This window comes from Acidovorax sp. FG42, from assembly GCF_057809195.1.
Genome location: NZ_JBMDJM010000005.1, coordinates 150,967 through 163,433, shown reverse-complemented (window position 1 = coordinate 163,433; position 12,467 = coordinate 150,967). Strand labels below are relative to the sequence as shown.

Below are 12,467 nucleotides of genomic sequence, written 5' to 3'. Positions count from 1 at the left end.
AAAATGGCTTGAAAACGCATGCAGAGAGGCTGTTTGCGATCCCGCAGGGGACTGCGCGCGGGCTCTCAGTGCATGGAACCGCCCTATTCCGCCACCTGCTGCCCCAGCAGGATGCGCTGTTCCAAGAAGCGCCACAGCCGCTCGTCCTGGCTGAACGACACGTTGAAGCGCAGCCAGCCCGTGGGGCGCGGCTCCACCAGAAACAGCTGGCCGGGGCCGAGCATGATGCCCGCGCCCGTGGCCTCTTTTGACAGCTCGGCGCTGTCGGGCAGGTCGGGGTGGCGCGCCCACAGGTACATGCCCGCCTCGGGCTCGTGGAACAGCTCGAACCCCAGGTTCAGCAGCCGCCGACCCACCGCGCGGTGCGCTCCGCCAGGCGCTCGCGTAATGATTTGAGGTGCTTGCGCCAGCGGCCATCGGTCACCACGCCGAAGGTGATGCGCTCGGTGATCTCGGAGGACGTCAGGCCCGAGATCATCTTGAGCTGCACCAGCTCATCCAGCAGATCGCGCCGCGCTGCCACGTAGCCCGTGCGCAGGTTGGGCGAAATGGTCTTGGAGAAGCTGCCGATGTAGACCACGCGGCTAAGCTGATCCAGACTGGCCAGCGAGGGGCGCACGGTCGAATCCATGTCGGCGTAGATGTCGTTTTCCACCAGCGCAAAACCATGTTGCTCGGCCAGCTGCAGCAGGCGGTGCAGGTGCGCGACCGACGCCATGGAACAGGTCGGGCTTTGCAAGCGCGGCTGGGTGAAAAACACGGTGGGTCGGTGCGCTGCCAGCAGGGCCTCCAGCGCAGGCAGGTCATAGCCCGTGGGGGTACGCGGCACGCCCACCACCTGCGCGCCCGCAAAACGCAGCATGAAGTGCAGGTTGGGGTAGCCGGGGTCGTCCACCAGCACCACGTCGCCGGGCTTGACCAGGCGGCGCGCCACCAGATCCAGCGCCTGGCTGGAGCCCTGGGTCAGCAGCACCTGCTCGGCGTCCACTGCCAGGTGGTGCTCTGCCAGCGACTCGGCCACCACCATGCGCAGCGCCATGTGGCCGTGGGGCAAACCGTAGCCGTCCAGCTCGGGGCCGTCCGACGACAGCTGGCGCATGCTGCGCTTGACCGCATCGCCAAACAGCCAGTCGTGCGGCAGCCAGCCGCAGCCCGGTTTCATGGGCAGGTTGCGGTTTTCAAAAATTTGTTTGAGGTACCAGCGCGCATCAAAACGGGGCACCGGCCGCGCTGGCGCACCAGCCCCGGGCGCCACGCCTTCATCGCCCCGCCGCTTCACAAAAAAGCCGGCGTTGGCGCGCGACACCAGCCAGCCCTGCGCCACCAGGCGGTCGTAAGCCTCGACCACGGTGAACACGCTCACGCCATGCGCAGCGGCAAAAGCGCGGATGGACGGGAGCTTGCTGCCGGGTTTGAGCACCTGCCCAACGATCAGGCCCCGCAGCCCATCAACGATCTGGCTGACCAGCGGTGTCTGCAGGTCCGGGCTGAGAGTGAGCATCAGGAGCGGAAAAAAGGAGGCGAATTGTGCACCGGCTTGGCGCACACCAAATCAGGGATTGCTTGTACAGGATTTTAGACCTGCACAGTGCGCGCCAAACAGCGCTGCGCTGTACATGGACGGTGTGTGGCGCGACTTCCAGAATCCGCCCCATTCCTTCATTTCCTCGTCAACCACCACGCCGACCGCCATGCAGCAAGACCGCCACTTCACCAACGCCGCCCTTCTCACCCGCCGCCACGCCGCCGTCGCCCGGGGCGTGGGCCAGGCCCATGACCTCTTCATCCAGAAGGCCCGCAACGCCGAGCTGTGGGATGTGGAGGGCCGCCGCTTCATCGACTTCGCCGGTGGCATCGCCGTGCTCAACACCGGCCACCTGCACGCTGGCGTGATCGCCGCCGTCAAGGCCCAGCTGGACCTGTACACCCACACCTGCTTTCAGGTGGTGGCGTACGAACCCTACGTGGAAGTGTGCGAGCGCCTGAACACGCTGGCCCCCGGCGCGTTTGCCAAAAAGAGCTTGCTGCTCACCACCGGCGCCGAGGCCGTGGAAAACGCCATCAAGATCGCCCGCGCCTACACCAAGCGCCCCGGCGTGATCGCCTTCACCGGCGGCTACCACGGCCGCACCAACCTCACGCTGGGCCTCACGGGCAAGGTTGCGCCTTACAAGATCGGGTTTGGCCCCTTCCCTGGCGAGACCTACCACGCCCTGTTCCCCAACGCGCTGCACGGCGTGAGCGTGGAGCAGGCGCTGCATTCGGTAGAGCTGATCTTCAAGAACGACATCGAGCCCGAGCGCGTGGCGGCCTTCATCGTCGAGCCCGTGCAGGGCGAAGGCGGCTTCTACGTCGCCCCGCCCGAATTCATCAGCGGCCTGAAGGCGCTGGCCGACCGCTACGGCATCCTGCTGATTGCCGACGAGGTGCAGACCGGCGCAGGCCGCACCGGCACCTGGTTTGCCAGCGAGCAGTGGCCCGTGGCGCCCGACCTGATCACCACGGCCAAGTCGCTGGCGGGCGGCTTCCCGCTGGCAGGCGTGGTGGGCCGGGCCGATGTGATGGATGCGCCCGCCCCCGGTGGCCTGGGTGGCACCTACGCGGGCAGCCCCGTGGCCTGTGCTGCCGCGCTGGCCGTGATCGAGGCTTTTGCGCAAGAAAGCCTGCTGGCCCGCAGCCAGGACATGGGCGCGCTGCTGGTGCGCAGCCTCAAAGACACCGCAGCCAAGGTGCCTGCCATTGGCGACGTGCGCGGCCTGGGCGCCATGGTGGCGATTGAGCTGTTCGAGAACGGCGACCTCAGCCGCCCCGACGCCGCCCTGACCAAGCAGGTCGTGGCAGAGGCTGCGCGGCGCGGGCTGATCCTGCTGTCGTGCGGCACGCATGGCAACGTGATCCGCATCCTGGTGCCGCTGACCGCCTCGGACGAGCTGCTGCACGAGGGCCTGGCCATCCTGGCCGACAGCCTGGAGGCCGTGGCTGCGGCCACGAACTGACATGCGCCCGGCCCTTCACTCCACCTACCAGGCACCGCCCGCCATGAACCAGCCTGCCGAACCCCTGGTGCGCTTTACCGGCGTGCAAAAGACCTACGACGGCGAGCAGCTGGTGGTGCGCGCGCTGGACCTGGACATCCAGCGCGGCGAGTTTTTGAGCCTGCTGGGCCCATCGGGCTCGGGCAAGACCACCACGCTGATGATGCTGGCCGGGTTCGAGTCGCCCACGGCGGGCGACATCCTGCTGGACGGCAAGCAGATCACGCGCACGCCGCCGCACAAGCGCAACTTTGGCATGGTGTTCCAGAACTACGCGCTGTTCCCCCACCTCACGGTGGGCGAGAACGTGGCCTACCCGCTGACGGTGCGCAAGGTGCCCAAGGCCGAGCAGGCCGAACGCGTGAAGAAGGCGCTGGACATGGTGCGCCTGGGTGGCATGGCCGACCGCCTGCCCGCGCGCCTGTCAGGTGGGCAGCAGCAGCGTGTGGCCCTGGCGCGTGCACTCGTGTTCAACCCGCAGCTGGTGCTGATGGACGAGCCCCTGGGTGCGCTCGACAAGCAGTTGCGCGAGCACATGCAGATCGAGCTGAAAGAGCTGCACCGCCAGCTGGGTGTGACCTTTGTGTACGTGACGCACGACCAGGGCGAGGCCCTGACCATGAGCGACCGCGTGGCCGTGTTCAACGAAGGCGTGATCCAGCAGCTGGCCGATGTGGAGAGCCTGTACGAAACCCCCAGCAACCGCTTTGTGGCGGGCTTTGTGGGCGACAGCACCGTGCTCTCGGGCACGCTGCAGGGCGCTGGGGCCGACGCCGCCATCCAGATGCCCGGCGGCTTCCTGCTGCCCGGCATCAACGTGAACCAGGCCCCGGTGGGCGCGCGGGTGCAAGCTTGCGTGCGGCCTGAGCGCATCGTGCTGCACCCGCAGTCCGAATACCCCCGGCCCAACGCCATCCCGGCCACCGTGGCGCGCACCATTTACTACGGCGACCACCTGCGCCTGGTCTGCGAGCTGGGCCACGGGCAGGAGCCGGCCACAGTCAAGCGGGCCTTGTCGCCCCTGGGCACCAGCCACGCGCAGCCGGGCGACCAGGTGTTGCTGGAGTTCCCGCCCGCCGCCACACGCATCTACGCCGTGTGAGGACGTTGCACAACCCCGCTGCGCCCCCGCCACCAGTCCCGTTCACCTGTCCGTCCTATCCCCGTTCCCGTTCCTCCACTACCCAAGGAAATCTGCACCATGAAAAAGAGCCTCATCGCCTGCGCATCCCTGGCTGCCTGCCTGGTCACCCTGCCCAGCTTTGCGCAACAGCAACTCACCGTTGTGAACTTCGGCGGCGCCAATGCCAATGCGCAGAAAAAGGCGTTCTACGAGCCCTACGAAAAGCAGGGCACCAAGATCGTGGCCGTGGAATACAACGGCGAGCAGGCCAAGGTCAAAGCCATGGTCGAGACCAAGAAGGTGACCTGGGACGTGGTGGAGGTCGAATCGCCCGACGCCGCGCGCGGCTGCGATGAAGGCCTGTACGAGAAGCTGGACTACAGCAAGATCGTGCCCAAGGCCGACCTGCTGCCCGCCGCCGTGCACGAATGCGCTGTGGGCATCTTCGTGTGGTCCACCGTGATGGCCTACAACGGCGACAAGCTCAAGACCCCACCCACGAGTTGGGCCGACTTCTGGGACACCAAGAAGATCCCCGGAAAGCGCGGCATGCGCAAGGGCGCACGCTACAACCTCGAATTTGCCCTGCTGGCCGACGGCGTGAAGCCCGCCGATGTGTACAAGGTGCTGGCCACCAAGGACGGTGCCGACCGCGCGTTCAAGAAGCTCACCGAACTCAAGCCCAACATCCAGTGGTGGGAGGCCGGTGCCCAGGCGCCCCAGTTCCTGGTGGCCGGCGACGTGGCGCTGACCACGGTGTTCAACGGCCGCATCGACGCCGCCAACCGCGAAGGCCGCAACCTCAAGATCTACTGGCCCGGCGGCATCTACGACCTGGACTACTGGGCCATCCCCAAGGGCACACCCAACAAGGACGCAGCCGTGAAGTTCATCGCCTTCACGATGCAGGCACCGCAGCAGGCGGCCTACGCACAGAACATTGCCTACGGCCCGGCCAACAGCAAGGCCCTGGCATCGCTGGACAAGAAGGTGCTGGACGACCTGCCCACCTCGGCCGCCAACGCCAAGGAAGCCCTGCAGTTCAGCGTGGGCTTCTGGGCCGACCAGGGCGAGGCGCTGGAAAAGCGCTTTGCCGCCTGGGCCACCCAGTAAGCCTCCTGTATTGCCCCTTTGAAGATGCCCTTGTGAAACGCTGAGAGCAGGACACCCGCATGCAAGCCACCCTGGCCCATCCCCATGCCATTGCCCCCGAAGGCAGCCCCCCCGGTGCGCTGCGCCAGGCCCTGGCGCGCGCCGAGTCACGCCGCAAATGGCGCGCCTTTGCACTGACCTTGCCCCTGCTGGTGTTCCTGCTGCTCACGCTGCTGGTGCCCATTGCCGCGCTGCTGCAGCGCGCCGTGGAAAACCCCGAAGTCGCCAACGCCCTGCCCACCACCATGCGCGCGCTGAACGGCTGGGACCGCAAGGACGCCCCCGGCGCACCCGCCTACGCCGCGCTAGTGCAAGACCTGGCCCGCCTGCCCGACAGCTCCGACGCCGGGGCGCTTGCGCGGCGGCTCAACACCGAAGTGCCCGGCGCGCGCTCGCTCATCATGGGCGCGTACCGCGCGCTGCCCGTGGAGGGCACACCCGAGGCCATCCGCGCGCAGCTGCTGGACAAAGACCCGCGCTGGGCCGATGCCCCACTGTGGCAGGCCATCGCCAAAAACGGCGCCCGCTGGACGCCCGACTACCTGCTCGCCTCGGTGGACCTGCAGCGCGACGCACTGGGCCACATCGAGCGCATGCCCGAGGAACAGCGCGCGTTTGGCGGCATCCTGCTGCGCACCTTCCACATCAGCCTGGTGGTCACACTGGTGTGCCTGCTGCTGGGTTACCCGCTGGCCTGGTGGCTGGCCACCCTGCCCGCCCGCCCGGCCAACGTGCTGATGATCCTGGTGCTGGTGCCGTTCTGGACCTCCATCCTCGTGCGCGTGGCTGCGTGGATCGTGCTGCTGCAGTCCGAAGGGCTGGTCAACCGGGGGCTGATGGGGCTGGGCCTGATCGAGCAGCCGCTGGCACTGCTGTTCAACCGCACGGGCGTGGTGATTGCCATGGTGCACATCCTGCTGCCCTTCATGATCCTGCCGCTGTACAGCGTGATGAAAAGTGTGCCGCCCAGCTACCTGCGCGCGGCGGTGTCGCTGGGCAGCTCGCCGGTGGCAGCGTTTTTTCGGGTGTATGTGCCGCAAACCTACCCCGGCATTGGCGCGGGCGCGCTGCTGGTCTTCATCCTGGCCATCGGCTACTACGTCACCCCTGCGCTGCTGGGCGGGGCGGACGACCAGATGCTGAGCTACTACATCGCCCGCTACACCAATGTGGAAGTGAACTGGGGCATGGCCTGCGCGCTGGGCGCCCTGCTGCTGGCGGCCACGCTGGTGCTGTATGGCGTGTACCGGCGCTTTGGCAAGGCCGAGTTGAGCCTGGGCTGACCCCAGGTGGACCCATCTTCTGACGCAGAAAGCCGCTGACCATGTTCCGCCTTCCCTCCTTTCCCCTGTATGCCACGCTGGCCGACAAGCTCTGCTGGTGGGCCGTGCGCGCGCTGTGTGTGGCCGTGCTCGCCTTCTTGCTGGCGCCCATCCTGGTGATGGTGCCGCTGTCGTTTTCCGAGAGTTCGTTCCTCGCCTACCCCATCCACGGCTGGTCGCTCAAGTGGTACCAGAACCTGTTCGAATCCGCCGAATGGGCGCGCGCCACGCGCAACAGCTTCATCGTGGCGCCTGCGGCCACGCTGATTGCCACGGTGCTGGGCACGCTGGCGGCGGTGGGTTTGTCGCGGGCGGACTTCCGCTTCAAGGGGCTGCTCATGGGCATCCTGATCGCGCCCATGGTGGTGCCCATCATCGTGGTGGGCGTGGCCACCTACCTGTACTTTGCGCCGCTCGGGCTGGCCGACAGCTACCTGGGCCTCATCGTCGTGCACGCCGCGCTGGGCGCCCCGTTTGTGCTGACCACCGTGCTGGCCACACTGGCGGGCTTCAACCACAACCTGGTGCGGGCTTCTCTGAGCCTGGGCGAGACGCCACTGAACACCTTCTTCCGCATCACGCTGCCAGTGATTGCACCGGGGGTGATCTCGGGCGCGCTGTTTGCGTTTGCCACCTCGTTCGACGAGGTCGTGGTCACGCTGTTCCTCGCGGGTGCCGACCAGTCCACACTGCCGCGCCAGATGTTCAACGGCATTCGCGAAAACATCTCGCCCACCATCGCCGCGGTGGCCACGCTGCTCATCCTGTTCACCACCAGCTTGCTGCTGGCGCTGGAATGGCTGCGCGGCCGTCGCGCATGACCGATATGCTGCCAGTGGCTGCCACCTTGGCGACCAACGCGATGCGTCCCGGCGTGCTAGCCTTTGGCTAGACCCCGGCCCTGCGGGCAAACGCATCTGGCTTTTTAGCGCCTGGTTTTTCTTTCGTCTTTCCTTCGCCACGCCCCTCTTTCTGGAAGCACTCCCATGGACATGAAGACCTCTCCCCTCGCCCTGCTGAACGACCCCACACTGCTCAAGACCGACGGTCTCATCAACGGCCAGTGGGTCGCAGGCAGCAGCCGCTTTGATGTGAACGACCCGGCCACGGGCCTCAAGCTTGCCGACGTGGCCAACCTGGGCCCGGCCGATGCAGAGGCCGCCATTGCCGCCGCCAACGCCGCCTGGGGGCCCTGGAAGACCAAAACCGCCAAGGAGCGCAGCATCATCCTGCGCAAGTGGTACGACCTGCTGATGGCCCACCAGGACGACCTGGGCCGCATCATGACCGCCGAGCAGGGCAAGCCCCTGCCCGAGGCCAAGGGCGAAGTCGCCTACGGCGCAAGCTTTGTGGAATGGTTTGCCGAAGAAGCCAAGCGCATCAATGGCGAGACCCTGCCCCAGTTCGACAACAACCGCCGCCTGCTGGTGCTCAAGCAGCCCATCGGCGTGTGCGCAGCCATCACGCCGTGGAACTTCCCGCTGGCCATGATCACGCGCAAGGTCGCGCCCGCGCTGGCTGCAGGCTGCCCCGTGGTCATCAAGCCTGCCGAGCTGACGCCGCTCACCGCGCTGGCGGCGGCCGAGCTGGCCATCCGCGCGGGCATCCCGGCCGGCGTGTTCAACATCCTGCCCGCCGACAGCGACAACTCCATCGCTATCGGCAAGGTGCTGTGCGCGAGCGACGTGGTACGCCACATCAGCTTTACCGGCAGCACCGAAGTGGGCCGGATCCTGATGGCGCAGTCGGCACCCACGGTCAAGAAAATGTCCCTGGAGCTGGGTGGCAACGCGCCCTTCATCGTATTCGACGATGCCGATGTGGACAGCGCCGTGGAAGGCGCGTTCGCAAGCAAATACCGCAACGCCGGCCAGACCTGTGTGTGCACCAACCGCTTTTACGTGCAGGAAGGCGTGTACGACGAGTTCGTGGCCAAGTTCGCCGCCAAGGTGAAGACGGCCAAAGTGGGCAACGGCTTTGAGGCCGGTGTGAACCAGGGCCCGCTGATCGAAGAAGCCGCCCTGACCAAGGTGCAGCGCCATGTGGACGATGCACTGGCCAAGGGCGGCCAGGTGGTCGCAGGCGGCCAGCGCCTCACCGCCCTGGGCTCGGGCCAGTTCTTTGAACCCACGGTGGTCGCCAACGCCACGGCCGACATGCTCTGCGCCCGCGAGGAAACTTTCGGCCCCTTCGCCCCGGTGTTCAAGTTCAAGACCGAGCAGGAAGCCATCGACGCAGCCAACAACACCGAATTCGGCCTGGCCAGCTACTTCTACAGCCGCGACGTGGGCCGCATCTTCCGCGTGACCGAGGCGCTGGAATACGGCATGGTCGGCGCCAACGTGGGCATCCTGGCCACCGAGCATGTGCCTTTTGGCGGCGTCAAGCAGTCGGGCCTGGGCCGCGAGGGCTCGCACTACGGCATGGACGACTATGTGGAGATCAAGTACCTGTGCGTGGGGGATGTCTTGAGTGGCAAGTGAGCGCAGTTGCGGATAACTCTCACTACAACCGTCGTAATAACGCGGGAGTGGCTATCACTCAGTTGGGCACACACGCTACGGTCTACCGATGCTGCCTATAATCCAAGGCTTCGCGGGTGTAGTTCAATGGTAGAACGGCAGCTTCCCAAGCTTCATACGAGGGTTCGATTCCCTTCACCCGCTCCATAATCCAAACCCGCCAGGCCGAGAAGCCTGGCGGGTTTTTTCATGGGCAATGTACTCAGCGCCGCGTGGATGCGTTCTCCTGCCCCAGATTGAAGCGCGCAATCGCCTCCACCATTTGCTGCGCCTGCGTGCGCAAGCTGCTGGCGGCGGCGGCCATTTCCTCCACCAGGGCGGCGTTCTGCTGCGTGGTCTGATCGAGCTGGGTAACGGCTTCACCCACCTGGCCCACGCCTGCAGTCTGTTCATTGCTCGCGGCGCTGATTTCGGAAACCATGTCTGCCACGCGCTGGATTGCGCGGACCACCTCCTGCATGGTGGTACCGGCCTCATCGGCCAGCACCGAGCCCTGCTGCACCATGGCGCTGCTCGCACCAATCAGCTCCTTGATGGCCTTGGCCTCGGCGGCGGTGCGCTGGGCCAGGTTGCGCACCTCGGCCGCCACCACCGCAAAGCCACGGCCTTGTTCACCCGCGCGGGCGGCCTCCACGGCCGCGTTGAGCGCGAGGATATTGGTCTGGAACGCAATGCCGTCGATCACGCCGATGATGTCTGCAATCTTCTGGCTGCTGTTGTTGATGTCCTGCATGGTGCTGACCACCTTGGACACCACCTCCCCACCCTGCTGTGCTACGCGGCTGGCGCCCACGGCCAGTTGGTTGGCCTGGCCGGCACTGTCGGCGTTGTGGCGGATGGTGGCGCCCAGTTGCTCCATGCTCGCTGCCGTCTGCTCCAACGCGCTCGCCTGGCTCTCGGTGCGGCCTGAGAGGTCCTGATTGCCTTGGGCAATTTCAGTGCTGGCGGCCGACACGCTGTCGGCGCTGGTGCGCACAGTGCCCAGGCTTTCCACCAGGCGGACCCGGAAGCCCTCCATCGCCTGGGCCAGGGTGCCGATTTCGTCGCGGGACCGCACTGACACCGCATGTGTGAGATCGCCCTGCGCCAAGTAGGCCAGCGCGGCACTCAACTGCTGCACGGGCGCGCCCACCAGGCGGCGGGTGGCCAGCACCAGCACCACTGTCAGCAGGCCCAGCGCCACCACCACACCCAGCCACAGCCAGGCCAGCACATTGCGGGCCTCGCCCATCATTTCGGTCAGGGGCGCTTCTGCCACGATGGCCCAGTTCCAAGGCTTGTAGTGCTCCACTGCCAGGTAACGTGTGGCGTGGTCACCCTCGCCACTGCGGCGCGGGGACCACTCCGACTCCAAGTCACCCGACTGCCCCACAGCCGCCAACGACGCCATCCATGCCTTGGCCTGTTCGTCCTTTTCATCCACCTTGAGGGACTTGCCCGCGCCCGGCAGGCCAAAAATACTGCCCCGCGCCGGGCCTGCCGAGAGGTTGACCGCATAGACCGCTCCGGTCGCAAACAGCTTCTGCCCCGCCATCACTGTATCGAGCTTGCCCAGGATGGCGCGGCCGATGTATGTCTTGCCCTCATTCATCAGGGCATAGGCAGGGTGCTTGCGGTCCAGCAGGGTTTTGTAGGCGCGCTCACCGTCCTGCTTCTTAAGCGACGTGGTCACGCGGATGAAGTCATCCCCCGTGCGCGCAAAAATGGTCGCCACCGCGCCCATGCTGTCTTTAGAAAAGCGGTCAACCACCTCGAAATCGCCGTTAACGGACGCGCCTTGAAACGACAGCACCGCTTCAGGCTTTCCGTCCGCACCGGGCGTCTCGGCCACAGAGAACTGGCCAGGGAAATTCGCCTTGAAAAGGGTGAAGTCCCGCTTGGCCTGCTCTTGTGCGGTGTCGTCAAAGGTCTGCACCAGCATGCGCACCTGGGCGGCGTACTGCTTGGCATCGTCCCGCGATAAGCGGCCGAAGTCTTTCCACAGCAGGCCACTGACAATGCCCATGGTGGCCAGCAACACCACCAACAGGCTGAACAAAGCGGTTGCCGAAAGTTTGAAAGCCACTGAGTGGCGACTGTTTGACGAAATCATCTCGTACTTTTCTGTAATTTATGCAATGGCATGCATATGAGAGAGACAAAGTACCCGATTCGCCCCGTAATGCAAACGGCGCAATCAGCAATGGCCCGTCGAGAATTAGGTAAAACCCTTGCAAATATCCCTAATGCGCGGCAAGAACTCCCACGTCCTGCCAGCGCAAGCGCGTTCAGAGAGCCTAACCATCCTTGGGTAGCCGCAGGGACTGCCGGCTCTCGAAGACACGCTGGGCCCGCGTGACCGGGTCCACAAACTCCAGTGACCTTGCCAGCAACTGCAGGGGCCGCGAATAGTCACCTTCGGGCGGGTCGTTGACCACTGGGTAGAACGGGTCGTTGCGCAGCGGCAGTCCCAGGGCCGCCATGTGCACGCGCAACTGGTGCCGTTTGCCGGTGATGGGTGACAGGCGGTAGCGCGCCCAATCACCGGCCACCTCCAGCACCTGCATGTGGGTGTGGCTGTTGGGCTCTCCAGGCACTTCGTGCATGCGAAAGAACTGCGGGCTTTCTTCCAGGCGGCTGACATGGTCGCGGGGAAAGACTACGTCCGCGCGCCAGGGCGCAATCGCGTCGTAGTGCTTGATGATCTGCCGGTCCCGGAACAAGGCCTGGTAGACACCACGTGTGCGCTGCTGCACCGACAACATCACCAGCCCGGCTGTATCGCGATCAATGCGGTGCAGTGGTGATAACTCGGGCAAGCCCAGCCGACGCTTCAGCCGCACCAGCAAGGTGTTTTGCAGATAACGACCTGAAGGCGTGACGGGCATGAAGTGCGGTTTGTCCGCCACCACCAGATGTTCGTCCTGGTAGAGCACGGTTTCGCAGAAAGGCAATGCGGGCTCCGCCGGTAGGCTGCGGTAGTAGTAAAGACGCACCCCACCCTCAAAGGGCCGCTCGGGCTGAACAATCTGCCCGCGCTCATCCACCACATCGCCCGCCTTCATGCGGTCGTACCAGCCATCACGGGACACTACGGGCAGTCGCCGCGCCAGGAAATCCAGCATGCTGCCCTGCCCGCGTGTGGGCAGCACCACACAGCTGGGGCTCACCCCGTCGCGCACCGGGAGAACATGGGGATGACGGGGGTTGTGCATGGCTTGCGAATTCTAGGAGGGATCGACATGCGTAACCGCACAGCATCAGACCCCGCATGGGCCGACGTGTCCCCAGCCTCGCACGGCAAGAAGATTGTCCACCCGTTCCCACTCTGTAG

8 protein-coding genes, 1 tRNA gene and 1 pseudogene are annotated in these 12,467 nt (G+C 65.6%); 7 read left to right on the top strand and 3 right to left on the bottom strand.

Features of this window, described 5'->3' with window-relative positions; all coding sequences use genetic code 11:
- Nucleotides 1-83: 83 nt before the first annotated feature.
- Nucleotides 84-1,501, bottom strand: a pseudogene (locus ACODSM_RS07820) (aminotransferase-like domain-containing protein).
- Nucleotides 1,502-1,691: 190 nt separating this feature from the next.
- On the opposite strand from ACODSM_RS07820, the gene gabT reads away from it, so the two are divergent.
- The 7 genes from gabT (at nt 1,692) to ACODSM_RS07785 (ending at nt 9,301) form a co-directional block, all read left to right on the top strand.
- The gene (gene gabT, locus ACODSM_RS07815; protein WP_488804869.1) at nt 1,692-2,996 is read left to right on the top strand and encodes a 4-aminobutyrate--2-oxoglutarate transaminase; all 1,305 of its coding nucleotides are present in this window, start codon (nt 1,692-1,694) and stop codon (nt 2,994-2,996) included.
- A 43-nt stretch (nt 2,997-3,039) separates the two neighbouring features.
- Nucleotides 3,040-4,137, top strand: a complete 1,098-nt coding sequence (locus ACODSM_RS07810; RefSeq protein WP_060985892.1) for an ABC transporter ATP-binding protein — start codon at nt 3,040-3,042, stop codon at nt 4,135-4,137.
- Between the two features lie 99 nt (nt 4,138-4,236).
- The gene (locus ACODSM_RS07805; RefSeq protein WP_488804868.1) at nt 4,237-5,271 is read left to right on the top strand and encodes an ABC transporter substrate-binding protein; all 1,035 of its coding nucleotides are present in this window, start codon (nt 4,237-4,239) and stop codon (nt 5,269-5,271) included.
- A gap of 59 nt (nt 5,272-5,330) precedes the next feature.
- Nucleotides 5,331-6,593 (top strand): ABC transporter permease, encoded by a 1,263-nt coding sequence (locus tag ACODSM_RS07800; protein WP_488804867.1) that lies wholly within the window; start codon nt 5,331-5,333, stop codon nt 6,591-6,593.
- Nucleotides 6,594-6,634: 41 nt separating this feature from the next.
- A complete protein-coding gene (locus ACODSM_RS07795; protein WP_488804866.1) occupies nt 6,635-7,453 on the top strand; it encodes an ABC transporter permease in 819 nt (272 codons plus the stop codon).
- Nucleotides 7,454-7,618: 165 nt separating this feature from the next.
- Nucleotides 7,619-9,115 carry an NAD-dependent succinate-semialdehyde dehydrogenase gene (locus ACODSM_RS07790; RefSeq protein WP_488804865.1) on the top strand — a complete coding sequence of 499 codons (1,497 nt, stop codon included), beginning with the start codon at nt 7,619-7,621 and terminating at the stop codon, nt 9,113-9,115.
- Nucleotides 9,116-9,227: 112 nt separating this feature from the next.
- Nucleotides 9,228-9,301, top strand: a tRNA-Gly gene (locus ACODSM_RS07785).
- Between the two features lie 55 nt (nt 9,302-9,356).
- Here ACODSM_RS07785 and ACODSM_RS07780 read toward each other — a convergent pair.
- Together ACODSM_RS07780 and ACODSM_RS07775 are read right to left on the bottom strand one after the other, a co-directional pair.
- Complete coding sequence (locus tag ACODSM_RS07780; RefSeq protein WP_488804864.1) at nt 9,357-11,219, bottom strand: methyl-accepting chemotaxis protein; 1,863 nt, start codon at nt 11,217-11,219, stop codon at nt 9,357-9,359.
- A gap of 211 nt (nt 11,220-11,430) precedes the next feature.
- On the bottom strand, nt 11,431-12,348 hold the full coding sequence (locus ACODSM_RS07775) for a pseudouridine synthase (protein WP_488804863.1): 918 nt from the start codon (nt 12,346-12,348) through the stop codon (nt 11,431-11,433).
- Nucleotides 12,349-12,467 lie beyond the last annotated feature (119 nt).

Excerpts from the sequence above, each read along its gene's own strand:
- gabT (WP_488804869.1), top strand. The coding sequence starts at position 1,692 with ATGCAGCAAGACCGCCACTTCACCAACGCCGCCCTTCTCACCCGCCGC.
- ACODSM_RS07810 (WP_060985892.1), top strand. The coding sequence starts at position 3,040 with ATGAACCAGCCTGCCGAACCCCTGGTGCGCTTTACCGGCGTGCAAAAG.
- ACODSM_RS07805 (WP_488804868.1), top strand. The coding sequence starts at position 4,237 with ATGAAAAAGAGCCTCATCGCCTGCGCATCCCTGGCTGCCTGCCTGGTC.
- ACODSM_RS07800 (WP_488804867.1), top strand. The coding sequence starts at position 5,331 with ATGCAAGCCACCCTGGCCCATCCCCATGCCATTGCCCCCGAAGGCAGC.
- ACODSM_RS07795 (WP_488804866.1), top strand. The coding sequence starts at position 6,635 with ATGTTCCGCCTTCCCTCCTTTCCCCTGTATGCCACGCTGGCCGACAAG.
- ACODSM_RS07790 (WP_488804865.1), top strand. The coding sequence starts at position 7,619 with ATGGACATGAAGACCTCTCCCCTCGCCCTGCTGAACGACCCCACACTG.
- ACODSM_RS07775 (WP_488804863.1), bottom strand. The coding sequence starts at position 12,348 with ATGCACAACCCCCGTCATCCCCATGTTCTCCCGGTGCGCGACGGGGTG.